Source organism: Mesorhizobium sangaii (genome assembly GCF_014207355.1).
GTDB lineage: Bacteria > Pseudomonadota > Alphaproteobacteria > Rhizobiales > Rhizobiaceae > Mesorhizobium > Mesorhizobium sangaii.
Map to the genome: position 1 here is coordinate 382103 of NZ_JACHEF010000007.1, position 23727 is coordinate 405829.

Sequence of the window (23727 nt, forward strand, 5' to 3'; positions counted from 1 at the left end):
TCAAGGGAAGAGGGAGAGCCGTGCTAGATTCCCATCATGCCACGCAGCACTTTCTTGTCGGTGGTGCCGCCGGCAAAGTCGTCGAATGCCTTTTCCGTCACCCGGATGATGTGGTGCTGGATAAATGGCGCGCCCTCTGCCGCGCCGTCCTCCGGGTGCTTCAGGCAGCATTCCCATTCCAGCACCGCCCAGGAATCGTAGTTGTACTGCGTCAGCTTGGAAAAGATGCCGCCAAAATCCACCTGCCCGTCACCAAGCGAGCGGAAGCGGCCGGCGCGGTTGGTCCAGCTCTGATAGCCGGAATAGACGCCTTGCCTTCCGGTCGGGTTGAACTCGGCGTCCTTGACGTGGAACGCCTTGATGCGCTCGTGATAGATGTCGATGAATTCGAGATAGTCGAGTTGCTGCAGCAGGAAGTGCGACGGATCGTAATTGATGTTGCAGCGCTTGTGGCCGCCGACCGCCTCGAGAAACATCTCGAAGGTGGCGCCGTCGAACACGTCCTCGCCGGGATGGATTTCGTAGCCGACATCGACGCCATTGTCCTCATAGACGTCTAGGATCGGCTTCCAGCGCTTGCCGAGCTCCGAAAAAGCCTCCTCGATCAGGCCGGCCGGCCGCTGTGGCCACGGATAGAGGTAAGGGAAAGCCAGTGCTCCGGAGAAACTCACGGAAGCGTTCAGCCCGAGATTGCGCGAGGCCTTGGCGCCGAACTTCATCTGTTCGACCGCCCATTTCTGACGCGCCTTGGGATTGTTGTGCACCGAAGCTGGCGCAAAGCCATCGAACTGCGCATCATAGGCCGGATGCACCGCCACCAATTGCCCCTGCAGATGCGTCGACAGTTCGGTGATCTCGACGCCGGCGTCGGCGCAGATGCCTTTCACCTCGTCGCAATAGGCCTTGGAAGATGCCGCCTTCTTGAGATCGAACAAGCGCGCATCCCAGGTCGGGATCTGCACGCCCTTGTAACCAAGACCAGCCGCCCATTTGGTGATCGAAGCCAGTGAATTGAACGGCGCGGCGTCACCTGCAAACTGCGCCAGAAACAGTCCAGGGCCCTTCATTGTCGTCGGCATCGGCATCCTCCCTCGTTTTCCTCGCGACCGAGCATAGCGCCGATTGGAAGCAGGGCCAGCCACTTTGGTCTTTTCACACCGGCCGCTTGTGCGCGCCGCTATTCTGGTATTACCAAATACGAGAATTTGGTCAAGTCTTGTAGTGCATCGCCGGAACGCTTGGGCTAGGCAAAAAAGAGATACATATCTCAATATAATCAATGAAATAATTCAGAATGAGCGCAGCAGTCCACCGCTTCTTGCCGTCCATGGGAAATTGCTGTAGACCTCGCTTCAGGCCCAATTGGTCGAACCAGTTTGCGAAAAAAGGCTGGGGATGCCTTGGGGAGGAACCCTTGCGTCGCCTTTCAGCGATGCATGTGCAGGCGAACCACAAAGACGAATTTGGGAAGGACAAACCATGCACCTTTCGACGCACAACTGGATGCGCGCGGAACCGCTGGAGACGACGCTCAAGCGCATCAAGAAATTCGGCTATGAGTCGATCGAGATTTCCGGCGAGCCCGAGCAGTACAAGACCAAGGAGACGCGGGCGCTGCTGAAGGAACATGGTATCCGCTGCTGGGGCGCGGTGACCTTGATGCTGGGCGAGCGCAATCTTGCCGCCAAGGACCAGGGCCAGCGCGAGCGTTCCGTGCAGTATGTCAAGGACGTGCTGACGATGATCAGCGAACTCGATGGCGAGATCATCACGCTGGTTCCGGCGACGGTCGGCAAGGTGGTGCCGGACGGCACCGAGGAAGAGGAATGGAAATGGGTTGTCGACGCCACCCGTGAATGCTTCACCCACGCCAAGAAGGTCGGCGTCAAGATCGCCGTCGAACCGCTCAATCGCTTCGAAACCTATCTGTTCAATCGCGGCGCCCAGGCCCTGGCGCTGGCCGACGCGGTCAGCCCCGAATGCGGCGTCTGCCTCGACGCCTACCATATCCACATGGAGGAATTTAACGTCTATGACGCGATCCGGCAGGTCGGCAAGCGTCTGTTCGACTTTCATGTCGCCGACAACAACCGCTTTGCCGCCGGCCTCGGCCAGATCGACTGGCCGAAGATCGTCGCCACGCTGAAGGAGGTCGGCTACGACGGCGCGCTGACCAACGAGTTCGTCGCCCCGGTCGACCGCACGCCGGCCGCACCCTATCCCGACATGGTCGAGCGCCATCCGGTCGACATCTCGCCCGAACAGCTGAAGTTCATCCAGGATCACGGCTCCAGCGTGCTGACCGAGAAATTCTACACCGACCAGATGCGCATCACCGCCGAGACGTTGCTGCCGCTGATCAAGTAGTCGACTGCCCGTTGGGAAATTGCCCTTTCGCCCCGACCGGCGGCAGGGCTGGGGAAGACCATGCGCATCAAGACCGTCCAAGCCTGGTGGATCCGCATCCCGATCGAAGCCGCTCGGCAACACCGCAGCGACTTCGGTCAGGTAACGACCTTTGACGCTGCTATCCTGCGCATCGAGACGGATGACGGCCTGGTCGGCTGGGGCGAGGGCAAAAACGCCGCCGGAAGTGCCGGCAGCTACGGGGCGCTTGTCCACATGCTGAATCATGAGGTCGGGCCGCAATTGATCGGCCGCGATCCGGCCGACATCGGCGTCATCTGGGAGATGCTCTACAACGGCGTTCGCCACGACAGCGCCGCCCGCGCCGGCCACGCCATGCCGCAACTGGCGCGGCGCGGCATGAGCATAGCGGCCATCAGCGCCGTCGATATCGCGCTCTGGGATATCCTGGGCAAATCGCTTGGCGTTCCGGTCTGGCGGCTCCTTGGCGGCCGCAAGCTCGACCGCATGCCGGCCTATGCATCCGGCGGCTGGGCGTCCGCCGACGCCATCGGCGAGCAATTGAAATCGTATATCGCCAAAGGCGGCTTCAAGGCGCTGAAGATGCGGATCGGCGCCATGGACGGTGCCGCGCATATCTCCGCCGCCCGCGTCCGTGCCGCACGGCAGGCGCTCGGCCCCGATGTCGAACTGATGGTCGACGCCCACGGCACCTACACGGTGGCCGAAGCCAAGCGCTTCATCCACCTCGTCGACGATCTGGACCTCGCCTGGTTCGAGGAGCCGATCATCGCCGACGACAAGCCAGGCATGGCCGAAGTGCGGGCAAGCGGTGCCGTTCCGATCGCCACCGGCGAAAGTGAGGCCACGCGCTACGCCTTCCGCGACCTTGCCGTGCTGAAAGCCGCCGACATCTTTCAGCCCGATCCGGCCTTCTGCGGCGGCATCAGCGAAGCGATGAAGATCGGCACCATCGCCAGCGCCTTCAACCTGCGCTTTGCGCCGCATCTGTGGGCCGGCGCACCGTGCTTCTTCGCCGGACTGCATATCTGTGCTGCTTCGCCGGCTAGTTTCACCGTCGAATATTCGCTCGGCGCCAACCCGATGATCCATGATCTGATCGAAGAGACTGTCGAAGCCAAGGACGGTATGATAGCGATCCCCGAAAAGCCGGGTCTGGGATTCACCATTTCGGAGCGGTTCCTGGAGGCGCACGCGCAACGCGATTGACAATGAAAGAAAAGAACCTTCTCGCGGAACTCGCTGCCTACCTGTTCTCCCATTCGGACAACGAGACCGGCCGAACGCCGTCGGAGCGTGAACTTGCGGAGCATTTCGGCGTCAGCCGCGGCCAGATCCGTGAGGCGCTCGCCATTCTCGAAGCCATGCGCATCGTCGAGCGCAGGGCCAAGTCCGGCATGTACATTGACACCAAGCAGGCCAGCGTCGAGGCGATGGCGCTGTTCGCGCGCGCCGGCCTGCCGCTCGATCCGATCCAGATCTACGAGACGGTCGAATTGCGCAAGATCCACGAGATCAAGGCGGCCGAGCTCGCCTGTTCGCGCGCCACCGAGGAGAATTTCGAGCGGCTGCGCGAAATCCTGAAGGCTTCGGAAGAGCGCATCGCCGCAGGCGAAGGCCTGGCCAAGGAAGATCGCGAATTCCACCTTGAGATCGTCCGCGCGACCAAGAACAGCGTCTTCCACAATGTCTGCAGCGTCTACTACATGATGGGCGAGCAGCGCCTGCCGATCTACTTCAACGATCCCGAGCGCAGCGTTCGCTCGCATGCCGAGCACATCCAGATCTACGAGGCGCTGCTGCGCCGCGACGGCAACCTCGCCCAGGCGCTGATGAGCGCTCATCTGCAGGGCGCCGAGAGCTACTGGAAGGGCCTGATCGAGGGCCACGGCGAGGAACCTCAAAGCCCGACGCTCGAAAGAGCCTGACATGGCCCGCATCCTCACCACACACCCCCTGCATCCGCGCGCCTCGGCCATGCTGGCCGGCGCCAGCGAGCTTGTCGTCGCTTCTGCTCTCGACCCAGCCACGCTGGCTGCCGAGGCGAAAAACGCTGACATCGTCATCGTGCGCGCGCCTCTGCCATCACAGCTTTTCGAGGGCGCCACGAAGCTGAGGGCGGCAATCCGCCATGGCGCCGGGCTCGATATGATCCCGATGGAAGCAGCATTCGCGGCCGGCGTGCTGGTGGCCAATGTGCCGGCGGTCAATGCCCGCTCGGTTGCCGAACACGTCATGTTCGCGGCACTTGCCCTGCTTCGCCGCTTCCGCGTCGTCGACCGCGACTTGCGGGCGAAAGGCTGGCTCGCCGGCCGCGAGCACGCCAATTCCAACAGAGAACTTGCCGGCAAGACGATCGGCATCGTCGGCCTTGGCGCCGTTGGCCAAGCTGTCGGCCATATAGCGGCGCATGGTTTCGACCTGAAGGTGGTGGCAACGACGCGCAGCATGCAGCCGGCGCCGGAGAAAGTCGGCTTCCTGTCGATCGACGCCCTGGTCGAGCAGAGCGACATCATCGTGCTGTGCTGTCCGTTGACGCCGGAGACGCGAGGCCTGATCAACCGCGAGCGGATCGCCCGCATGAAGCCCGATGCGCTGCTGGTCAACGTATCGCGCGGACCGGTCGTCGATGACGACGCCCTGATAGACGCCTTGCAGAAGCGCCGCATCGGCGGTGCCGCACTCGATGTGTTTTCGACGCAGCCGCTGCCGCCAGATCATCCCTATTTTGGCTTCGACAATGTCATCATCACCCCGCACATGGCCGGCATCACCGAGGAATCGATGATGCGCATGGGCCTCGGCGCGGCCGGTGAAGCCTTGCTGGTGCTGGCCAACAAACTGCCGGTCAATTTGCGCAACCCCGAAGTGGTCGATCACTACCGGCGGCGGTTTCCGGCGAGCCTGTAACGCATCGCCGTTTCGCCGCATTTTCTGGCGAGGCTCGCTCCCATGTCCTGTCATCCCTTCGCGCTATTGTTGCTTGCCGCCGTTTCCACGGGCGTCGCGCCGTCGTTTGCCGCGGCCGAGAGCAGCTATGTCTATTGCGACAACGGGCTGCGCTGCTTCAAGGCACCCTGCCCATCGAACAGCGCGCTCGACCTTGCCACCGGCACGATCATCAAGGGCGTGTCGATCGACAGCAGCGGATTGCCGCAGGCCGACAAGGCGATAACGGATCTTTCAGACGCGCTTTACGCCGGAAAGCTCGTTGTCAGGGGATCGATCGAGCATCGCACGCAGACCATAGCCGGCAAGGAGTACAGCCTGCCCTGGCTGGTCGCGACCGGCATCGTACGCACCGCCAAAGACAGCGAACGCAAGCACTATTCGTCGCACTGATCCTCAGTTCAGCCCTGCTCAAGACCCAAGCAGCGACTCTATTCCAGCAGCGATGCGCAGCAGACGCCGGTCATGGCCATTGCGTGCCACCAGCATCAAGCCTGCCGGTCGCACCATGCCCGGCATCGGCAGCGAGATCGCACAAAGGTCGAACTGGTTGGCGACCTGCGTGTTGCGCAGCAGCAGGCCTTCGGTGCGGCCGCGCAGCTCGGCATCGGCCATCGAAACGATGGTCGGCGCCGTCACCGGTGTGGTCGGCAGGGCCAGAACATCGACCGATGCCAGCCGCTCGTCCATGGCGATGGCGAGCGCCGCGCGACGGCGCATTGTCCTGATGTAGACCGGGGTCGGCAGCATTGCTGCCCGAGACAACGGCCCGCTGACATGTGGGTCGACCGGCACCGATGCCCCTGTCGCCAACCAGTCGGCATGGATCTCCGCTCCTTCCATGGCAGCGATCGAACCGCGCTTGGTCGCCGCGCGCATCGATCCAAGCAGATCGTCTATCAACAGGTCCGCCACCCCTGCACCCGCCAACTCGACCTTGCGAAGGCATCGATCGAAGGCGGTCTCCACCTCGCCTTGCGTCTCTTCGAAAAGGACGCCGCGTGGGATGCCGATGCGAAGCCCCGCAAGGGAAATCGACGTCAGCGCGGTTGCTTCGTCGCCGGCCATCACGGCGTCGGCGGCGGCGCACCGGGCGACGGTTCGGGCAAGCGGCCCGATCGAGTCCAATGTGCCGGACAACGGAAAAGCGCCGGTAAGCGGCACGCGCCGCGCTGTCGGCTTGAAGCCGACGACACCGTTGAGCGATGCCGGAATGCGTATCGAACCGCCGGTGTCGGAACCGATCGATATTTCGCTCGTCCCCTCGCCGACCGAAACGCCGGCACCCGAGGATGAACCACCGGGAATACGGCCGGGATCGGCGGCATTGCCGGGAGTGCCGTAATGCTGGTTGTCACCGATCGCGGTGAAGGCGAATTCGGTCATGTTGGTCTTGCCGACGATCACCGCGCCGGCCTGCCGCAGCCGGCCAACGATGGCCGCGTCGCGCAGCGCAGGTGCAGCCGTCCTGAGCATCAGCGAGCCGGCCGTGGTTGGTTCGCCGGCGACATCGAACAGATCCTTGATCGAGACAATGCTGCCATCGAGCGGCCCGAGCGTCACGCCTGCCCGCTTGCGCGCATCGCTGGCGTCGGCCGCGGCGCGCGCGGCTTCGGCATAAAGCTTCGTGAACACGTGTTCTTCGCCGGCACGGGCGGCGAGGCGCGCGAGGATGGTTTCGAGATGGTCACGGGCTGATTGCATTTTCGGTGTCGGACTCCGGACGCCTTGAACGTCTTAAGGGGTAGCGGCCAGCACTTGGCCTGCCGAGACTTAACCCGGCGCAGGCGGTTTTGCACCCTGTCGAATACGAGGAAATCCGATGCTCTACCAAGGCAGCTGTCACTGCGGCAAGGTCGCCTTCGAGTTCGAAGCCGAGCTGACCGGCATCGTGCGGTGCAACTGCTCGATCTGCTCGCGCAAGGGTGCCCTGTTGTGCGCTATCCCGCAGGAGACCTTGCAGGTTCTGGCCTGGGGCGATGACCTCGGCACCTACACATTCGGCAACCACGCCATCGCGCATCGGTTCTGCCGGGCTTGCGGAATCCATCCTTTCGCGGAAGATGTCGGCGAAGGCGGTGAACGCAGCGCTTACGTCAACATGCATTGCGTCGCCGATCTGGACCTCTCCACCTTGCCGGTCTTCGACTTCGATGGCCGCTCGGTCTGAACCCTATCTCCCGTCGCATCGGCAAGGTTTGTCGCTCGCCACAGAACGACATCGGCCCGAGAATCGTGATGGTTCGCGGGCCGATGCTTGGCGTCGGGAAGTTATCGCCAAATGGTGAGTCCGACGGTTAGTCGACCGGCTTCGGACCGCGCAGGAACACCACGATAGCCGCCAGCAATGTCGCCGTGCCGCAATAGGCGAAAGCGCTGGCCACGCCGGCATGGTCGACCAGCAGGCCGCCGAAGACAGCGCCGAGCGCAATCGCCACCTGGAATGTCGCCACCATCAGCCCGCCTGCGCTTTCGGCCTGATCCGGTGCTGCCCGCACCAGCCAGCTCTGCAGCCCGACCGGCACCGCGCCGAAGGCAAAGCCCCAGGCCGCAACCGCGACGGCAGCGACCGTGGGCGAGGCACCGAAAACCAGCATCGAGGCAGCCGCAGCGGCAATCAGCAAGGGCGCCAGTGCAACAGCGGCCTTGAGGTTGCGTTCGGCCAGGATGCCGCCGGCGACATTGCCGAAGAAGCCGCCAACACCATAGGCCAGAAGCACCAGCGAGATCGTCTCGATGTCGAGTACGGGGACCTTCTCGAGGAAGGGGCGCACGTAGGTGAAGCCAGCAAAGTGTCCCGAGGCAACGAGCAGCACGACCAGCAATGCCACCCTGATGGACGGACGCTCGAGCACATCGAGCAAGGTGCGGAAGCTTGCCACGCCCGCCGGTGGCAGCTTCGGAATGGTGGCCACCTGCACCAGCAGCGCCAGGGCGCCGACGACAGTGGCGATCATGAACGCGGTCCGCCAGCCCCAGATGTCACCGACATAGGCGCCGACCGGTGCAGCGCAGACCGTCGCCAGCGAAACGCCGGTCAGGATGATCGACATGGCGCGCGGCATCAGCCGCATCGGCACCAGCCGCAGCGCCATCGCCGCAGACATCGCCCAGAAGCCGCCGAGTGCCACGCCGAGCACGACGCGGGCGAGCAGAAGCACGGTAAGCGACGAGGCAAAGGTGGCCAGAAGATTCGACAGGATCAGGAACGCCGTCAGCATCCACATCACCAGCCTGCGGTCCATGCGTCTGGTGATGATGGCCATGGTCGGCGCGGCAATGGCGCCGACGATCGCGGTCGCCGTCACCGCTTGTCCGGCCACGCCTTCGGTGACACCGAGGTCGCGCGCCATTGGCGTCAGCAGGCTGGCGGGCAGGAACTCGGCGGTGACGAGGCCGAAAACACCAAGCGCCAGCGAGACCACGGCGCCCCATGCCGGCTCGGTTCGTTCATCAGAGTCTGCGGGATTCAGAAGTGTGGCGTCGATGACGCCTGTCGCGGGTTCGGCCATGGTCAGTCTCCGATCTGTTTGCAGCGCCACATAGGGAACGACCGACCGGGGCTCGACCCGTACATGCCTTGCCATCGCGGCTTGGCTACGTGGCCGGTTTCCGATCTTCGTTTGCAGCGCAGCATTTGGCTGCAACGCAACATAGGGAGTGACCGCCTGGAGTTTCCATGCTAGAAACCCCATTATGTTTGACCATTCGTCCAAAATCCCGATCACGGGCGATCCGCTCACCGACATCTTGCGTGGCCTGCGTCTCGATGGCGTCGAATATGGCCGCTGCGAAATGAAAGAGCCCTGGGGCATCCAGTTCCCGGCTCAACCCGGGGCGCGGTTTCATTTCATCGGCCGCAGAGGCTGCTGGCTGAAGCAGCCGTCGGGCGAATGGGTGGAACTGAATGCCGGCGATGCGGTGCTGCTGCCGCGCGGTGCGGCGCATGTGCTGGCCAGCGAACCCGGCGCCCAGGCCTGGCCGATCCACGGTTACGAACTCGAGGAGGTCTGCAAGGACGTCTACTGCACATCGAACGCAGAGATGTGCGGCAAGGACTGCCAACCGGGAACGCTGCTGTTCTGCGCCAGCATGTATTTCAACCTCGACGGCCTGCATCCCTTGCTCGGTATGATGCCGGACGTGATGCGCACGCATGAACTGGAAGCCTACGAGCCGGGGATTCCGCATTTGCTGGACTCGATGGCACGCGAAGTGACGATGGAGCGCGTCGGCTCCGGCGGTATCATGGCGCGACTGGCTGACGTGCTTGCCGCCACCGTCATCCGCTCATGGGTCGAACGCGGCTGCGGCGACTCGTCCGGCTGGATCGCGGCGGTCAGAGACCGCGAGATCGGGCGCGTGCTGGCCGCCATCCATCTCGAACCGAACCACAACTGGACGGTCGAGTCGCTGGCCAGGATGATGGGCGCCTCGCGATCAGGATTTGCCGAGCGGTTCGCCACCATCGTTGGAGAAACGCCGGCAAAATATGTCACCCAGGTCAGAATGCACCAGGCACGGCAGTGGCTGGTCCGCGACCGGATGAAGATCTCGGTCGTTGCCGCGCGTCTCGGCTATGAATCGGATGCCGCCTTCAGCCGTGCCTTCAAGCGCGTCATCGGCTCCGCGCCCAGCCATCTTCGCGCCGAAGAGCAGACCGATATCCTCCAGGCCGGCTAGTGTAGGTGGGCCCGTATGTTGGCCGTGACTGGCTGATTATTCCAGGCTAGGAAATCCGCATGGATTTCAGCTCATCCAGGAACATCTTGCCGGCCTCGGGCGGTCCGCTGACCGACATGCTGCGCGGATTGCGGCTGGACGGCGTCGACTATGGCCGCTGCGAACTTGGCGAGCCGTGGGGCGTGTTGTTTCCAGCCCAGAAGGCGGCGCGATTTCACTTCATCGGCCGCCGAGGATGCTGGCTGTTTTCGCCATCCGGGGAATGGTTGAACCTGAACGCCGGCGATGCATTGCTTTTGCCGCGCGGTGCCGAGCATGTCCTTGCCAGCGCGCCAGGTGTCCATGCCGTGCCGATCGAGAGTTACAGTATCGAGCCTTTGCAGGACAACGTCTTCAATGTCTCGAATGGAGGCAGCGGCCCGAAGACGTTGCTGTTTTGCGGCAGCATGCACTTCAATCTGGGCGGATCGCACCCTTTGCTGGGCATGATGCCGGATATGATGCGCGCCCACGAACTGATGGCGGGTGAGCCAGGCATTCCACATCTGCTGGAAGTCATGGCAACCGAGGTCACTCTGAACCGACCCGGCTCTGGCGGCATGCTGGCGCGGCTCGCCGACGTGTTGGCCGCTTCCATCATCCGTTCATGGGTAGAGAACAGTGGCGGCGACACCACCGGCTGGATCGCGGCGATCAGGGATCGTGACATTGGCCGCGTGCTGGTCGCCATTCATCTGCAGCCCGACAGGAACTGGACAGTAGAGGCCCTCGCGAGAGAGATGGGCGCCTCACGTTCGGCCTTCGCCGAACGCTTCACCACCATCGTTGGCGAGACACCGGCAAGATATGTTGCCCGGGTGCGCATGCATCAGGCACGGCAATGGCTGACGGACGACCGGATGCGAGTATCGGTGGTCGCCGCCCGACTGGGTTATGATTCCGAAGCGTCGTTCAGCCGGGCGTTCAAGCGGATCGTCGGCATCGCGCCAAGCCATCTGCGCACCAACGGCACCTCTGAAAAGGGTTGAGGCTGCCGAAGCAATTCCAGGAAAAGTGTGAAGCGGTTTTCCGTCCGGAATTGCGTCAAAGCAAACAAACCCTGGCTAGCCGGATTGGATGAATTGCCAAGCCTTCCGGACGCAATGTCATTGCCGGGCTGACTGCATGCAATAGCTTGCCATTGCACCGCAATGAGAGGCCGGCGGCAAGTCGGCCCAGGAGGAGAGCCGATGTCAAATCATCTGAAGGTCCTGGCGCTGGCCGCCATGCTCGTGGTCTCCGGCCGCGCCTTTGCCCTTGAAGACAGCTACCTGCCGACCGACAAGATTCCCTATGTCGCCGAGGCCCCGGACCAGCCGCAGCGCCTCGGTCCGCTTTGGGGCGACCGCGCCAAAGGCCCGGCGGGAACTTTGCTGAAAGTCCCGGGCAACTGGCGCGCTCCTGTTCACGCGCACACCGCCGACTATCGAGCGGTGGTGATCCAGGGGCTGTGGGCGCATTGGCAGATGGATGGTGGCGAAGCGACCAAGGTCGAGCTGCCTCCCGGGTCCTACTGGACCCAGAAGGCCGATGAGATGCATGACGATGCCTGCCTGTCGGACACAGAGTGCATGATCCTGCTGATCAACGATACGCCCTACGAGACCTACCTGCCGAAATAAGCCGGGGTTGCGGCCTATGATGCGTGGCGCAAATTGACGCCGCTGCCCTTGTCGAACAGCACCACCTTGTCCGGGTTCCAGGCAAAGCGCACCGGCTGCTCGATGGCGACATCGGTCCTCGCCGGCACCGTGGCGCGTAGCATTGCATCGCCGACGCGCAGCGTCGGGATCTTCTCGACACCATGGTTCTCGACATCGTGGACACGCGCCTCGACCGGCGCGCCACTCTCAAGATAGACATCCTCGGGACGAATGCCGAAGACGAGCGGGCGACCATCAGCCGCCGCGCCCTCCTTGGCTCCCCCTGAAAAACGCAGTTCGAAGTTCAGCGGCACCATCACCGCGCGGCCGTTGACGAGCTTGCCGTCGATCAGGTTCATCGGCGGCGAACCGACGAAGCTCGCGACATAGGTGTCGCGCGGATTGTTGTAGATCTCGTGCGGCGTGCCGGTCTGGACGATGCGGCCATGGTTGAGCACGCCGACCTTGTCGCCCATCGACATCGCCTCGATCTGGTCGTGGGTAACGAACAGGAAGGTGGCGCCAAGCTGCATCTGCAGGTTCTTGAGTTCAGTGCGCAGCGCCTCGCGCAGTTTGGCATCGAGCGCCGACAGCGGTTCGTCCATCAGGAACACGCGCGGCTTGCGCACGATCGCGCGGCCGATGGAGACGCGCTGCATCTCGGCCGCCCGAAAGCCGGTCGGTCTTGCGGTCGAGCAAATGTTCGATCCGCAGCGTCCTGGCGGCGCGGTCGACGCGGTCCTTAATCTCGGCATCGGGTCCTCCGGTCAAGCCGGAGGATGACGGCGTGAGAGTTGAGAGGGCGACGCACACCGACCGTCGCGGACCGGCGCGAGCGCGACCTGCCGGATAGCGTCAGCTGCTGATTATCGCGCTGTCTTGTTGAGAGCGGTGACGACCAGCGCGAGAATCACCGCCGCGGCGGCGATTTCCCACACGAAAGCCTGCTTGTAGAAAGGCGGCGTGGCGAGCTGCGCCTTGCCGGCGAGAGTGTTGGGGTCCGGTGGATTGAGGAAGAAGACGCCGTAGAGATGCGCCGCCGTGATCGAAACCAGCAGCGCAATGCAGAAGACCAGCGCCACGACCAGCGCTACGGTCACCACACTGCGCACCTTGACGCCCGGCTGGGCCAACGGCAGCAGGTTGTTGATGAGTCCGGCAAGCACCACGAGACCGCTGCCGACCGCGTACAGGCCGATGGAAAAGGGTTGGAAGATCAGCACCAGCGCCATGACGCCGAGGCCAATGATGAAGACCTCGAGGCAGTACGCGCCGGCCCGGCTCATGCCGGAAGAACTGTCGCTCATGACCGCACCGCCTTTCCGGCGCCATCGAAGACATGGGTTTGCCTGGGATCGGGGCGTAGATTCAGCGCCTCGCCGACCTTGACCCGCTGGCTTCTCGTCACCACGACACGGATGTCGGCGCCTGCCGCCGTGCGGGCATGAATAAGGGTTTCGGCGCCCATGGGCTCGATGAGCTCGGCCCGGGCGGAGATGGTGCCACGGTCCCCCGTATCGGTCGCGGTGAAGGCGCGGGGGCGGACACCGATCGTCACCTTGCCGGGCTGCAGGCGCGCGACCGCCGCGTCCGTGCGGATCGCCAGATTAATGCCGGCCACGGCCATCTCCGCCGTGCCATCGGCGAAGGTCTTGAGGTCGGCCTCGAGAAGATTCATCTGCGGCGTGCCGATGAAGCTCGCCACGAAAGCATTGGCGGGCTTGGCAAAAACCTCGTGCGGTGAGCCGACTTGCTCGATCAGGCCGTCCTTCATGATGGCGATGCGGTCGGCCATGGTGAGCGCTTCGAGCTGGTCATGGGTCACGATCACGGTCGCTTTGGAGAGGCCCTGCAGCACTTCCTTGATCTGGCCACGCATGCTCTGGCGCAGTTCGACATCGAGACGCGACAAGGGCTCGTCGAAGAGGAAGCAATTGGGGTCGCGGACGATGGCGCGGGCCATGGCGGCGCGCTGCTTTTCGCCCTCGGATATCTGGTTCGGCAGCCGGTCGAGAACGTGCTCCAAGTGGAGGATCGCGGCGACGCGGTTGACGCGGGCAGTCCGCTCAGCCCTGGAAATGCCGTCATGATAGAGCGGGAAGGCGATGTTCTCGCCGATCGATGCCGACGGGTAGAGCGCGTAGAACTGGAACACCATGGCGATGTCGCGCTTTTCGGGCGGCAGGTTGTTCATCACCTTGCCGGCGATGACGACCTCGCCGTCAGTGACGCTTTCCAGCCCGGCGATGACGCGCAGGGTCGTCGTCTTGCCACAGCCGGACGGGCCGAGAAGGCAGACGACCTCACCAGCGGCCACCGACAGGTCAACGTCCTTGACCGCGGTGAAGGAGCCGAAACGCTTGGTGACTTTGCGGAGTTCGATGGTTGACATCTCAGCGCTTCACGGTGCCGAAGGTAACGCCGCGCAACAGATGGTTTTGCAAGAAGAAGGTGACCAGAAAGACTGGGACGAGGAACAGGGTTTCGATGGCGGCAAGCAAAGTCCAGTCGGTGCCGCGTCCACCCGACGACACGGCCTGGTTCATGGCGACCGGGACCGTTCTCGTGTCGGGCCCCGAGAGCAACAGGGCGAAGAGGAACTCGTTCCAGGTGAGGATCAGGCCGAACACGAACGTGGCGGCGAGCCCGGCAATGACCTGGGGCAGGCAAATCTTGAAGAACACCCGCATTCCGGACGATCCGTCGATGCGGGCGGCATCCTCGACGTCTGGCGACAATTCATCGAAGAAGCTCTTCATCATCCAGATGGTGAAGGCCAGGTTGAAGGCGGTGTAGAGCATGATGATGCCGAGATACGAGCCCGACAGGCCCACTACGCGGAACATCAGGATCACCGGAATGATCACCACAATCGCCGGCAGCATGCGCGTGGTCAGGATGATGAACAGGTAGGTGTCATTGCCTTTCAGCGGATAGCGCGAGAAGCCGAAGGCCGCCAGGGTGCCGATGACCAGCGCCAGCAGCACCGACGCCGAGGCGATGAAGATCGAGTTGAAGAAATAACGGTCGAATCCTGTCGCTTCCGGGGCACCGTCCGGCGTCATCGAGCGGGAAAAGACGGACCCAAAATTTTCGAGCGTGGGCTTGAACACAAAATGGTCCGGAATCAAGCCGAACAGCGACGTGGGCGACAGCGTCGGAGGCACCAGGAGCGCGTCGCCCTGCGGTTTGAAGGCGGTGAATATGATGAACAGCACCGGCAGAAAATAGATAAAGGCGACGACGGCCACGGCGAGCGTCCGCCCCCAGCCGGCCTTGTCTACTCCGCTGGCCCTGCCGAAGCCGAACTTTCCCAATATCGATTCGGCCACGGGTCAGGCTCCCTTCGTACGGCGGTTTGCGAGGTACAGGTAGAGGTTGGTGAGAACGATCACCATGAACAGCATCAGATAGGAGATCGCCGCGCCCTCACTCGTCTTGTTCTGCTCGTTGGCGATGCGGATCAAGTGATAGGAGATCGTCAGTGTGTCGTTGCCGCCCTTGGTGAGGAGGATGACGAGATCCGCCAGCTTGAATGCCTCGATGGTGCGGAAGAGAAGGGCCAACATCAGAAGGCCGCGGATGTAGGGGAAGGTGATCATCCAGAATTGCCGCCAGCTGGAAATACGGTCGATGGCAGCGGCCTCGTAAAGGTATTTCGGCACCGAGACGAGGCCCGCCAGCACAAGGAGCATGACGAAGGGCGACCACATCCATGCGTCGGCGAAAACGATTCCCGCCACGGCACCGACTTTGTTGCTCATCAGGATGAACTGGTTGCCGGAGATGGAATTGATGACGTAGCTGAGAATCCCGAATGTCGGGTCATAGTAGTAGGTGAAGAACACGCCAGAGGCGACAACCGAAAGCATCATCGGTGTCAGCACCAGGATCAACAAATACTTGCGCAGCGGAAATTGCTTGGCGAACAGGATGGCCAGCAGAAAGCCGACGATCATCTGCGCGGAGACGGTGAACACAACGAACATGGCGGTATTGATCAGCGCGCCCCAAGTCGCGTGAGCAGCGAGATCGTTGGTAAGGATCCGGACGTAGTTCCCGAGTCCGACGAAGCGGATCGTCTGCTGGTTTGCCTGGTAGGCGAAGAACGAAAGGCCCAGCGACCACAGCAGGGGGAAGATATTCATCACAAACAGAACGGCGATTGCCGGAGCGACCAGCAGGGCGCCGAAGTAGTGGCGGCGATACGCGTTGACGGTAAATGCGGCCGCGACCAACGCCGCCGCGGCGCCCACCACCCAGAAGGAGACAGCCGCCGGCAAGCCCGCCATTGATATGGCCGACACGACGACAGCGACAGCGATGGCGAGTTTCCAGTTGTGGGCAACAACCGCGGTAAGGCGTGGTGTTAGCAGCGTGCTTGAAACAGCGGTCATGGGAGTCCGAAATATGGAGCGCCTGACGTGGCAATGATGGGGAGCGGCTTTTGCCCGCTCCCCGCAGCTATGTCGGAAGGTTACTGGATAAGGCCAGCGTTCTTCAGGAGGTCCTCCTGGAACTTGGCGATGTTATCCAGGGTGGTCTTGGCGTCCTGCTTGCCAGTGATGGCTAGGTCGTACTGGTCCTGCTGCTGGGTGAGCAGTTCGAAGAACTGCGGCACGTGCCACATGTCCTTCTGCCAGTCGAGCGAGTTCGCCCAGGCGCGGTCCCACGGACGATAGGTCACGTATTTCGGATCGCTGTAGACCGACTTGATCGCGGACTGGCCGCCGGCGGCGGCGAACTGGTTCTGGATATCGGGCGAGAGCCACCACTTCACGAAGCCCACCGCTTCCTTGATTTGCTCAGGCGTCGTCCAGGTGGTGAGAACGAAAGGCTGTCCGCCGATCTGTGACGTACGATTCACCTTGCCGTCGGGGCCGCGCAGGCCTGGCGCCAATCCGAACACCAGCTTGTCGGCAACCTTCGACGTCTTGGGATCGAGCGAGGCTTCGCCGAGACCGATCCAGTCGATGTTCATGGCCACCTTGCCTTCACGGAACAACTGGTCCGAGACGAAGATGTCCATGGTGCCGGTCTTGACCACCGGCGGCATGTACTTCAGCAATTTGAGGAAATGCTCCATGCCCTCGATGGACTTCGGGGAGTTTACGACGCCTTCGGCATGTCCGGTCGGGGCCTTGGTTTCATCCCAAATGCCGCCGCCATGCTCCCAGACGAACGTGTGGACCGAGCTCGTCGAGAAGTCGTAGCCTTTGCCTGCCTGATAGGCGATGCCGTAGAAATCGTCATCCAGCACCTGGCCGGCGAGCTTGTCGCCCTTCTTGCGCTGGAAGAATTCGCCAACATGCTCGAACGTGTTCCAGTCCATGGCGTCGATTTCTTCGCCGGTGCAGGGCAGCTTCTCATTGTACTTCGCCTTGAAGGCGGCCTGCTCGTCGTCGTTGCAGAGCACGTCCTTGCGGCCGTAGGTGACCAGCACGTCCGGGAACTGCGGGAAGCCGTAGTAGTTCGGCGTGCTGTTGGGATAGGTCGAGTAGGCGTTGAGCACGGCGGGATGCATCGACTCCATCGTCGCCTTGAGTTCCGGGTCGGCATCGATGAGATCGTTGATCTTGCGGAAGTAGCCGCCTTCGACGAAGGCGCCCAGCCACTGCGAGTCCGACACGATGAAGTTGTACTTCTTTTCGCCCGAGGTCAACGAGGCGTTGACGCGGGTGTAGAAATCCGGCCACGGAATGAAGTCCACATCGAGCTTCACGGTATTGCCAGACTTGGGCTTGTACTGCTCGTCGAAGAACTTCTTCATAATGCGGGTCGGGGGCCAATCCGGCACCGCCATCGTCAACGTCACTTCTTCGGCAGAGGCATAGGTCACGCCTCCCACCAGTAGCGTGGCAGCGAAGCTTGCGGCTGTCGCTAGCCCTTTCACTTTGGTCATCGCCGTCATTCGCGTTTCCTCCCTTGGTTAACCAGATTGCTTCTCGCCGTTCGCGTCAGGTCATTGCCTGGCCGCTCACGGCGCGGAAGACGTGGATTTTCCTGTTATCGATGGCGATCGATGCCGAATCGCCGGTCCTGATGCTGGCGGCGATCGCTTCCGGCAGCACCATGCGCAACATCTCGCCGCCGGCCTCGACCGAGACGATCGTGATGTCGCCGAGCGGTTCGACCAGATGCACCTTCGAGGCAACCCCGGCTTCGCCCTTGGCGGCGAGCCGAATGTCGCTCGGGCGAATGCCGATCAGCGCGGCCTCGCCGGCATCGGCAGTCTTTGGCGCCGTCGCCGGAACCAGAGTCCCGAGCGGCGTGTCGAAAGACCTGGTGTCGGCGCGCACCGAGGCCGTGAACAGATTCATGTGCGGCGAGCCGATCTTGCTGGCGACATAGGTATGGATCGGCTGCTCGTAAAGCTCGTCCGGCGTGCCGATCTGGACGATGCCGCCATCGCGCATGACGGCGATCGTCTCGCCCATCGAGAGAGCCTCGAGCTCGTCGGGCGTGGCATAGATCACGGTCATGCCGAACTGGCGGTGCAGCCGCTTCAGCTCGGCGCGCGTCTCGTGCCGAAGCTTGGCGTCGAGATTGGTGAGCGGCTCATCGAGGAGAAGAATCTTTGGCCGGCGGATCAGGGAGCGGCCGAGCGCGACGCGCTGCTGCTCTCCGCCGGACAGGGTTGCCGGCTTGGCCTTCAGGCGGTGTGTCAGCTTCAGGATCTCGGCGGTCTCTTTCACCCGCTTGTCGATCTCGGTCCGCGCGGCTTTCTCCTCGCGCAGCGGATAGGCGAGATTGTCGTAGACCGTGAGGTGGGGGTAAAGCGCGAAAGACTGGAAGACCATCGAGATGCCGCGGCCGGCGATCGGCGCATGGGTCATGTCGCGGCCGCCGATCTCAAGCGTGCCGGAGTCGGCCTGGACGAGGCCGGCGATAGTGCGCAGCGTCGTCGTCTTGCCAACCGAGCTCGGCCCGAAGAGTACGAAGAAGCGGCCTTCGTCGACGGCGAAGCTCAGGTCGTTGATGGCGCGCACGGATCCATAGGCTTTGCTAAGCCCATCGAGGCGCAGCGCAATCCCCTTGCCGGCACTGGCGCGAGGCGACGTCTGCGTCACGATGCGCCACCTCGTGCGGACGGAACACGCGCCATCCGTGTGATCCTCCTCGCCCTGCCGAAATGGACTGCGGCTGTCATTCCCGATCCGCCTTTTCTTTCCTAATCTGGTATTACCAATTTAAGATGCTCGTCAAGCGCTTTCTTAAAATTTGCCGTCACCAAAATAAGCTGAAAACGTCCGCTATATGTTGGTATTTCCTTCATTTTTGGCAATTCTCCACCTTCATCCCGTTCGCAAAACGCCAATCCCCAAAATCACTGAAATCGCCGACCTTCAAATCTGGTCGAACCAGATTCGCTCCGAGCTACCGCGGCGACCGCCCCGGATTGCCCTCGACGCCCCCCCAATCCGGTCCGCGTCGGGAGAAGTCTCATATCCTGCATCCGCCTTCGTCCAGCCCTCCTCCATGCCCAACTCACGCCGCCACCACCCCTGGTCAGGATGGCGTCCGGAGTCGCGCCTGGCGCACCAGCGCTGAGGCCGCCCACCGGGCGACGGCCAGGGTCTTGCCGCTGTCCAGGCCCCAGATGTCCTTCAGCACAATCAGCAGTTCGACGCCGAAAATCAGCGACAGCGCCTGCGCCAGGCGCTCGAATTCGCGCGGCGGCAGCTCGCCCCTCAGTGGCGCAAGCGCATCCTCCAGCAGGTCCATGCGATGGCCACGGGTGAAGGGTGGCTCGCCGCCCAGCGTGCCTGCCTGCCCGCGCGCCCATTGGTCCAGCGATAATTTCAGCGCTGCCTTGAACGTTGCCTCGAAGGCCTCGATGCGCGGCATCGCGCTGTCTATCAACTCCGCCACGCGGCGTTCGGCATCGGACGAATCGGATCGCCACTCGAGTATCGGGCCTAGCCCTTCGTCGACCACCGCGTGGACCAGCGCCGCCTGGCTCGGGAAATAGCGATAGGCGGTGGCGCGGGAAACTTCTGCCGCTTCGGCAACCTCGCTGACCGAGGGCGTTGCGCCGGCCTGCATCAGCCTTGTCGCTGTCTCCAGCATCAGCCGCCTAGTGCGCGCGCGAGCCCCACGCTCTACTCGCGGGTTCGGCCCTTGGCCGGCATCGTCGTTCACTGTTGCTTGTTGACGTGAGACATCCATGTCAATACGATACGCGCGTCTCAAAAATTTGCAATGACCTTCGCATCGTCGAGCGGCCGGGCAATGAGCGGTGGGGCGCAGCATTGCGCCTTCCTGGATCGGGGAACGCAATGAAGCGCATCTATGTGGTGGGCACTGCTGACACCAAAGGCGAGGAACTCGCCTTCCTGGCGGATGCGATAGCCGCCACGGGCGCCATCGTTTCGCGCGTCGATGTCGGGACGCGTGACGCAACCATCGCGGTGGACATCCCGGCGAAGGACGTTGCCGGCCATCACCCCGGCGGTCGTGACGCGGCGTTCGGCGGCAATGACCGTGGCACCGCGGTCGCGGCCATGGGCGTCGCCTTCGCCCGCTTTGTCCAATCGCGAAACGACATCGCCGCCATGATCGGCATTGGCGGCGGCGGCGGCACCTCGATCATCACGTCGGGCATGCGTGCCCTGCCGCTCGGCCTGCCCAAGATCATGGTCTCGACGCTCGCCTCCGGCGACACCGCTCCCTATGTCGATGTCTCCGACATCGTCATGATGCCATCGGTGACCGACATGGCCGGGCTGAACCGGCTTTCCCGTGTCGTCCTGCACAACGCCGCCCAGGCCATATCCGGCATGGCGGCTAGGCCGGCGCCGCCGGCCGACGGCAAACCGTCGATCGGCCTGACCATGTTCGGCGTCACCACGCCTTGCGTGACCGCCATCGCCGACCAGCTTCGCTCGACCTATGACTGCATGGTCTTCCACGCCACCGGCACCGGCGGCCGCAGCATGGAAAAGCTGGCCGACAGCGGCCTGCTGTCGGGGGTCATCGACATCACGACGACGGAGGTCTGCGACCTCCTGTTCGGCGGCGTGCTGCCGGCGTCGGAGGACCGCTTCGGCGCGGTCGCCCGCACCAGGCTGCCCTATGTCGGCTCGGTCGGCGCGCTCGACATGGTCAACTTCTGGGCTCCTTCGACCATTCCGGAACACTATCGCGGCCGGCTGGTATACGAACACAATCCAAACGTCACGCTGATGCGCACGACCGCTGAGGAATGCCGCATGATCGGCGAATGGATCGGCGCCAGACTCGCGCGCTGCGATGGACCGGTGCATCTGCTTATCCCGGAGAAAGGTGTCTCGGCGCTCGACACCGAAGGTGGCGCTTTTTTCGACCCGGAAGCCGATGCCGTTCTGTTCGAGGCTATCGAACGCACCATCCGGCCGAACGACATGCGCCGCGTGACGCGCTTGCCGCTGCACATCAACGACCCCGAATTCGCCAAGGCCGCGGTTGCGGCTTTTCTCGACATCGCCAGACAGTGAGATCCAGGACATGCCCGCCATACCGCGCAAGGACATACTGAAGAGATTCAGGGCAATGATCGAAAAGGGCGTGCCGATCGTCGGCGGCGGCGCCGGCACCGGCCTGTCGGCCAAGGCCGAGGAGGCCGGCGGCATCGACCTCATCATCATCTACAATTCCGGCCGCTACCGCATGGCCGGGCGTGGCTCGGCCGCCGGACTGCTCGCCTATGGCAATGCCAACGAGATCGTCAAGGAAATGGCCTATGAGGTGCTGCCGGTGGTCAAGAAGACGCCGGTGCTGGCCGGTGTCAACGGCACCGACCCGTTCGTCATCATGCCGCTGCTTCTGGCCGAGCTGAAGGCGATGGGCTTTTCCGGCGTGCAGAACTTTCCCACCATCGGCTTGTTCGACGGTCAGATGCGGCAAAGTTTCGAGGAGACCGGCATGGGCTTCGGGCTCGAGGTCGAGATGATCGCCGAGGCGAACAAACTTGATCTCCTGACCACGCCCTATGCGTTCAACCCCGACGAGGCCCGCGCCATGACAAAAGCCGGCGCCGACATCGTCGTCGCCCATATGGGAGTGACGACCGGTGGCTCGATCGGCGCCACTTCGGCCAAGTCGCTCGACGATTGCGTTTTCGAGATCGACGCCATCGCCAACGCGGCCCGTTCGGTGCGCAAGGATGTCATCCTGCTTTGCCATGGCGGGCCGATCTCGATGCCGGATGACGCGCGCTATATCCTCGACCGCTGCAAGGGCCTGCACGGCTTCTATGGTGCAAGCTCGATGGAACGACTGCCGGCGGAAGCCGCGATCGCCAAACAGACGGCCGATTTCAAGGCCGTCACGCTTCATGACCAGAAGAAAAAGAAGGGATGATGAGAGATGGCCGACAAGAGCAAGGTGTTTGTCTACCCCAAGGACGTCAGCGCCTTCGGCTTCGACTGGGGCAGGCTGGCGCTGACCGTGGCGCCCGAGGTGAACGGTGCGACGCGGTTTTCGGGCGGTGTCGTCGACCTGCCCTCCGGCAAGGGCCACACGCGCCACAACCATCCGGGCGCCGAGGAGATCATCTTCGTCATCTCAGGCCATGGCGAGCAGATGGTCGAGGACGAGAAGGGCAATCCGGTGGTCGAGAAGGTCGGCCCCGGCTGCACCATCTACGTGCCCGAAAGCCGCTTTCACTCGACGCTTAACACCGGCGACGGGCCGATGCAGCTTTTCGTCGTCTATTCACCGGCCGGGCCGGAACTTGTGCTGCGCGAACTGCCGGATTTCAGGCTGCTGCCGCCGGGCGACAAATAGGTCTTCCGGACAGCACCTGCTATCCGCCTATGAAGCGCCACCTCTATTCCACCCCCGGCCCCGGTCGCCGAACATCACATAGCCAGTGTCGGTCACGGCAAGCGTGTCCTCCAGCTTGATGAAGCCGCGCGTCGGGTGAAGCATGGTCGTCTCGACTGATAGCACCATGTTCCTTTCCAGCGGCTTGGCCGCATAGGTGCCTTCATAGGTCACCGGATGGTTGGTCATCAGGAACGGCGCCTCATGCGTGATCAGTCCCATGCCGTGGGCGAAGAAATCCGTATAAGGTGCGACCTTGGATTTCTTCAGCACGCCCTCGGCATGCGAAATCATGTCGCCGCCCAGCGTGCCGGCCCTGACCTTGGAGAACGCCGCCTGTTGCACCGTCTCGACCTCGGCCAGCAGGTCTTCGAGTTCGGCATCCGGTTCGCCCAGAATGCCCATCCGGCAGAGGTCGCCGATATAGCCGTGATAGTTGCCGCCGGAATCGATCGACACCACCTCGCCCTTCTTCCACGCCTGCGGCGAGGCGGCGCGGTTGTGGCTGGAGCCCAGCGTCAGCAGGCAATATTCGAAATGCGCGCCGCGATTGGTCTCTTCGCGCCGAAGCTGCTCGATGATCTCGGTCTTGGTCGCGCCTTCGCCTGCCCAGGCGATTGTGGCCAGCATGGAATCGGTGATCAGTTCGGAAGCGGTGCGCAGCTTCTCCAGCTCCGCATCGGTCTTGATGGCGCGCATGCTCTCCAGCATGGCTGTCGCATCGATCAGCTTGGCATCCGGCAGCGCCTTGCGGATCAGCGTGTAGGCGTCCGACGGCAGGAAGCTCGGCTCGATGCCGATACGGGCGCCCGTTTTGCCGATCTTCCGCAGGTGCTCGACGGCGAGGTTGGCGGCATCGAGCGTGCCCCAGCAGGCGGCGTGCAGGGTCGGTGTCCAGAACGGGTTGTTCTGGTGCTCGGCGCCTTCCATGCGATTGCCGATATAGGCGGCATGGTCGGGTCCGCCCTTCTCATAGATGACGACAGGCAAATAGCGGCTGTGGCCGATCGCATCCATGGCGGCGAAGAAGATGAACTTGTAGCCGCCCAGCAGGTACTGCGTGTTGTGCTTGGAGGTCGCCAGCAGCACATCGATGCCGGCCTCCTCCATCAGCCGGTCGACCCTTGCCTGGTCGAATGGGATATTGCTGACAGCACTCTTACCCGGAGCAATGTTCATCTCTCTCTCCCTGATTGCCTGAGATCGCCGGCTATTTGCT

Annotated in this window: 23 protein-coding genes and 1 pseudogene; 12 read left to right on the forward strand and 12 right to left on the reverse strand. The window is 62.9% G+C overall.

The genetic code is table 11. From position 1 onward, the window contains the following. Window positions 1-23 precede the first annotated feature (23 nt). Window positions 24-1079: a sugar phosphate isomerase/epimerase family protein gene (locus tag HNQ71_RS29485; protein ID WP_184877060.1), complete on the reverse strand. Its 1056-nt coding sequence runs from the start codon at window positions 1077-1079 to the stop codon at window positions 24-26. A gap of 400 nt (window positions 1080-1479) precedes the next feature. On the opposite strand from HNQ71_RS29485, the gene HNQ71_RS29490 reads away from it, so the two are divergent. The 5 genes from HNQ71_RS29490 to HNQ71_RS29510 are packed head-to-tail and all read left to right on the forward strand — an operon-like array spanning window position 1480 to window position 5730. Further along, the gene (locus HNQ71_RS29490) at window positions 1480-2367 is read left to right on the forward strand and encodes a sugar phosphate isomerase/epimerase family protein (protein ID WP_184877062.1); all 888 of its coding nucleotides are present in this window, start codon (window positions 1480-1482) and stop codon (window positions 2365-2367) included. A gap of 60 nt (window positions 2368-2427) precedes the next feature. Next, window positions 2428-3597, forward strand: a complete 1170-nt coding sequence (locus tag HNQ71_RS29495; protein WP_184877064.1) for a mandelate racemase/muconate lactonizing enzyme family protein — start codon at window positions 2428-2430, stop codon at window positions 3595-3597. Window positions 3598-3599: 2 nt separating this feature from the next. Next, complete coding sequence (locus tag HNQ71_RS29500) at window positions 3600-4316, forward strand: FadR/GntR family transcriptional regulator (RefSeq protein WP_184877066.1); 717 nt, start codon at window positions 3600-3602, stop codon at window positions 4314-4316. A gap of 1 nt (window position 4317) precedes the next feature. Next, window positions 4318-5298, forward strand: a complete 981-nt coding sequence (locus tag HNQ71_RS29505) for a hydroxyacid dehydrogenase (RefSeq protein WP_184877068.1) — start codon at window positions 4318-4320, stop codon at window positions 5296-5298. Window positions 5299-5340: 42 nt separating this feature from the next. After that, the gene (locus tag HNQ71_RS29510; protein ID WP_184877070.1) at window positions 5341-5730 is read left to right on the forward strand and encodes a hypothetical protein; all 390 of its coding nucleotides are present in this window, start codon (window positions 5341-5343) and stop codon (window positions 5728-5730) included. An 18-nt stretch (window positions 5731-5748) separates the two neighbouring features. On the opposite strand, the gene HNQ71_RS29515 is transcribed toward HNQ71_RS29510, so the two are convergent. After that, window positions 5749-7041 (reverse strand): amidase, encoded by a 1293-nt coding sequence (locus tag HNQ71_RS29515; protein WP_184877072.1) that lies wholly within the window; start codon window positions 7039-7041, stop codon window positions 5749-5751. Window positions 7042-7159: 118 nt separating this feature from the next. Here HNQ71_RS29515 and HNQ71_RS29520 point away from each other — a divergent pair, with 118 nt between their 5' ends. Further along, entirely contained in the window at window positions 7160-7507 is a 348-nt protein-coding gene (locus HNQ71_RS29520) for a GFA family protein (RefSeq protein WP_184877074.1), read from the forward strand. A gap of 127 nt (window positions 7508-7634) precedes the next feature. Here HNQ71_RS29520 and HNQ71_RS29525 read toward each other — a convergent pair whose 3' ends face one another. After that, a complete protein-coding gene (locus HNQ71_RS29525; RefSeq protein WP_184877075.1) occupies window positions 7635-8849 on the reverse strand; it encodes an MFS transporter in 1215 nt (404 codons plus the stop codon). 184 nt (window positions 8850-9033) lie between these two features. Between HNQ71_RS29525 and HNQ71_RS29530 the strand changes: the two genes are divergently transcribed. The 3 genes from HNQ71_RS29530 (at window position 9034) to HNQ71_RS29540 (ending at window position 11681) form a co-directional block, all read left to right on the forward strand. Further along, on the forward strand, window positions 9034-10020 hold the full coding sequence (locus tag HNQ71_RS29530; protein ID WP_184877077.1) for an AraC family transcriptional regulator: 987 nt from the start codon (window positions 9034-9036) through the stop codon (window positions 10018-10020). A gap of 59 nt (window positions 10021-10079) precedes the next feature. Continuing rightward, complete coding sequence (locus HNQ71_RS29535) at window positions 10080-11048, forward strand: AraC family transcriptional regulator (RefSeq protein ID WP_184877079.1); 969 nt, start codon at window positions 10080-10082, stop codon at window positions 11046-11048. 201 nt (window positions 11049-11249) lie between these two features. Further along, on the forward strand, window positions 11250-11681 hold the full coding sequence (locus HNQ71_RS29540; RefSeq protein WP_184877081.1) for a DUF4437 domain-containing protein: 432 nt from the start codon (window positions 11250-11252) through the stop codon (window positions 11679-11681). A 14-nt stretch (window positions 11682-11695) separates the two neighbouring features. Here the strand turns inward: HNQ71_RS29540 and HNQ71_RS29545 are convergent. The 8 genes and pseudogenes from HNQ71_RS29545 to HNQ71_RS29580 form a co-directional block, all read right to left on the reverse strand. Further along, window positions 11696-12455 (reverse strand): annotated as a pseudogene (locus tag HNQ71_RS29545) (ABC transporter ATP-binding protein); the annotation flags it as partial. Between the two features lie 113 nt (window positions 12456-12568). Beyond that, entirely contained in the window at window positions 12569-13009 is a 441-nt protein-coding gene (locus HNQ71_RS29550; RefSeq protein WP_095772406.1) for a hypothetical protein, read from the reverse strand. Continuing rightward, the gene (locus HNQ71_RS29555; RefSeq protein WP_184877083.1) at window positions 13006-14094 is read right to left on the reverse strand and encodes an ABC transporter ATP-binding protein; all 1089 of its coding nucleotides are present in this window, start codon (window positions 14092-14094) and stop codon (window positions 13006-13008) included. The genes HNQ71_RS29550 and HNQ71_RS29555 overlap by 4 nt, the downstream gene beginning before the upstream one ends. A 1-nt stretch (window position 14095) precedes the next feature. Continuing rightward, window positions 14096-15034, reverse strand: coding sequence for an ABC transporter permease subunit (locus HNQ71_RS29560; RefSeq protein ID WP_184877086.1), 939 nt, complete (start codon window positions 15032-15034; stop codon window positions 14096-14098). Window positions 15035-15037: 3 nt separating this feature from the next. Beyond that, complete coding sequence (locus HNQ71_RS29565; RefSeq protein ID WP_010911632.1) at window positions 15038-16099, reverse strand: carbohydrate ABC transporter permease; 1062 nt, start codon at window positions 16097-16099, stop codon at window positions 15038-15040. Between the two features lie 80 nt (window positions 16100-16179). Then, entirely contained in the window at window positions 16180-17613 is a 1434-nt protein-coding gene (locus HNQ71_RS29570) for an ABC transporter substrate-binding protein (RefSeq protein ID WP_184877088.1), read from the reverse strand. 46 nt (window positions 17614-17659) lie between these two features. Continuing rightward, entirely contained in the window at window positions 17660-18772 is a 1113-nt protein-coding gene (locus HNQ71_RS29575; protein ID WP_184877090.1) for an ATP-binding cassette domain-containing protein, read from the reverse strand. A gap of 439 nt (window positions 18773-19211) precedes the next feature. Further along, on the reverse strand, window positions 19212-19871 hold the full coding sequence (locus HNQ71_RS29580) for a TetR/AcrR family transcriptional regulator (RefSeq protein WP_184877155.1): 660 nt from the start codon (window positions 19869-19871) through the stop codon (window positions 19212-19214). 110 nt (window positions 19872-19981) lie between these two features. Between HNQ71_RS29580 and HNQ71_RS29585 the strand changes: the two genes are divergently transcribed. Genes HNQ71_RS29585 through HNQ71_RS29595 form a run of 3 tightly spaced genes read left to right on the forward strand, consistent with a single transcriptional unit; the run spans window position 19982 to window position 22469 of the window. After that, a complete protein-coding gene (locus HNQ71_RS29585; RefSeq protein ID WP_184877092.1) occupies window positions 19982-21178 on the forward strand; it encodes a Tm-1-like ATP-binding domain-containing protein in 1197 nt (398 codons plus the stop codon). Window positions 21179-21188: 10 nt separating this feature from the next. After that, entirely contained in the window at window positions 21189-22043 is an 855-nt protein-coding gene (locus tag HNQ71_RS29590) for a phosphoenolpyruvate hydrolase family protein (protein WP_184877094.1), read from the forward strand. A gap of 6 nt (window positions 22044-22049) precedes the next feature. Continuing rightward, window positions 22050-22469: a cupin domain-containing protein gene (locus tag HNQ71_RS29595; protein ID WP_184877096.1), complete on the forward strand. Its 420-nt coding sequence runs from the start codon at window positions 22050-22052 to the stop codon at window positions 22467-22469. A gap of 27 nt (window positions 22470-22496) precedes the next feature. Here HNQ71_RS29595 and HNQ71_RS29600 read toward each other — a convergent pair whose 3' ends face one another. Further along, window positions 22497-23687 (reverse strand): M24 family metallopeptidase, encoded by a 1191-nt coding sequence (locus HNQ71_RS29600; protein ID WP_184877098.1) that lies wholly within the window; start codon window positions 23685-23687, stop codon window positions 22497-22499. Window positions 23688-23727: the final 40 nt, after the last annotated feature.

Coding starts and splice junctions, on each gene's coding strand:
- HNQ71_RS29600 (WP_184877098.1), bottom strand. CDS start 23,687: ATGAACATTGCTCCGGGTAAGAGTGCTGTCAGCAATATCCCATTCGAC.
- HNQ71_RS29550 (WP_095772406.1), bottom strand. CDS start 13,009: ATGAGCGACAGTTCTTCCGGCATGAGCCGGGCCGGCGCGTACTGCCTC.
- HNQ71_RS29595 (WP_184877096.1), top strand. CDS start 22,050: ATGGCCGACAAGAGCAAGGTGTTTGTCTACCCCAAGGACGTCAGCGCC.
- HNQ71_RS29515 (WP_184877072.1), bottom strand. CDS start 7,041: ATGCAATCAGCCCGTGACCATCTCGAAACCATCCTCGCGCGCCTCGCC.
- HNQ71_RS29485 (WP_184877060.1), bottom strand. CDS start 1,079: ATGCCGACGACAATGAAGGGCCCTGGACTGTTTCTGGCGCAGTTTGCA.
- HNQ71_RS29590 (WP_184877094.1), top strand. CDS start 21,189: ATGCCCGCCATACCGCGCAAGGACATACTGAAGAGATTCAGGGCAATG.
- HNQ71_RS29535 (WP_184877079.1), top strand. CDS start 10,080: ATGGATTTCAGCTCATCCAGGAACATCTTGCCGGCCTCGGGCGGTCCG.
- HNQ71_RS29555 (WP_184877083.1), bottom strand. CDS start 14,094: ATGTCAACCATCGAACTCCGCAAAGTCACCAAGCGTTTCGGCTCCTTC.
- HNQ71_RS29510 (WP_184877070.1), top strand. CDS start 5,341: ATGTCCTGTCATCCCTTCGCGCTATTGTTGCTTGCCGCCGTTTCCACG.
- HNQ71_RS29525 (WP_184877075.1), bottom strand. CDS start 8,849: ATGGCCGAACCCGCGACAGGCGTCATCGACGCCACACTTCTGAATCCC.
- HNQ71_RS29580 (WP_184877155.1), bottom strand. CDS start 19,871: ATGGATGTCTCACGTCAACAAGCAACAGTGAACGACGATGCCGGCCAA.
- HNQ71_RS29540 (WP_184877081.1), top strand. CDS start 11,250: ATGTCAAATCATCTGAAGGTCCTGGCGCTGGCCGCCATGCTCGTGGTC.
- HNQ71_RS29565 (WP_010911632.1), bottom strand. CDS start 16,099: ATGACCGCTGTTTCAAGCACGCTGCTAACACCACGCCTTACCGCGGTT.
- HNQ71_RS29505 (WP_184877068.1), top strand. CDS start 4,318: ATGGCCCGCATCCTCACCACACACCCCCTGCATCCGCGCGCCTCGGCC.
- HNQ71_RS29570 (WP_184877088.1), bottom strand. CDS start 17,613: ATGACGGCGATGACCAAAGTGAAAGGGCTAGCGACAGCCGCAAGCTTC.
- HNQ71_RS29520 (WP_184877074.1), top strand. CDS start 7,160: ATGCTCTACCAAGGCAGCTGTCACTGCGGCAAGGTCGCCTTCGAGTTC.
- HNQ71_RS29495 (WP_184877064.1), top strand. CDS start 2,428: ATGCGCATCAAGACCGTCCAAGCCTGGTGGATCCGCATCCCGATCGAA.
- HNQ71_RS29490 (WP_184877062.1), top strand. CDS start 1,480: ATGCACCTTTCGACGCACAACTGGATGCGCGCGGAACCGCTGGAGACG.
- HNQ71_RS29500 (WP_184877066.1), top strand. CDS start 3,600: ATGAAAGAAAAGAACCTTCTCGCGGAACTCGCTGCCTACCTGTTCTCC.
- HNQ71_RS29530 (WP_184877077.1), top strand. CDS start 9,034: ATGTTTGACCATTCGTCCAAAATCCCGATCACGGGCGATCCGCTCACC.
- HNQ71_RS29585 (WP_184877092.1), top strand. CDS start 19,982: ATGAAGCGCATCTATGTGGTGGGCACTGCTGACACCAAAGGCGAGGAA.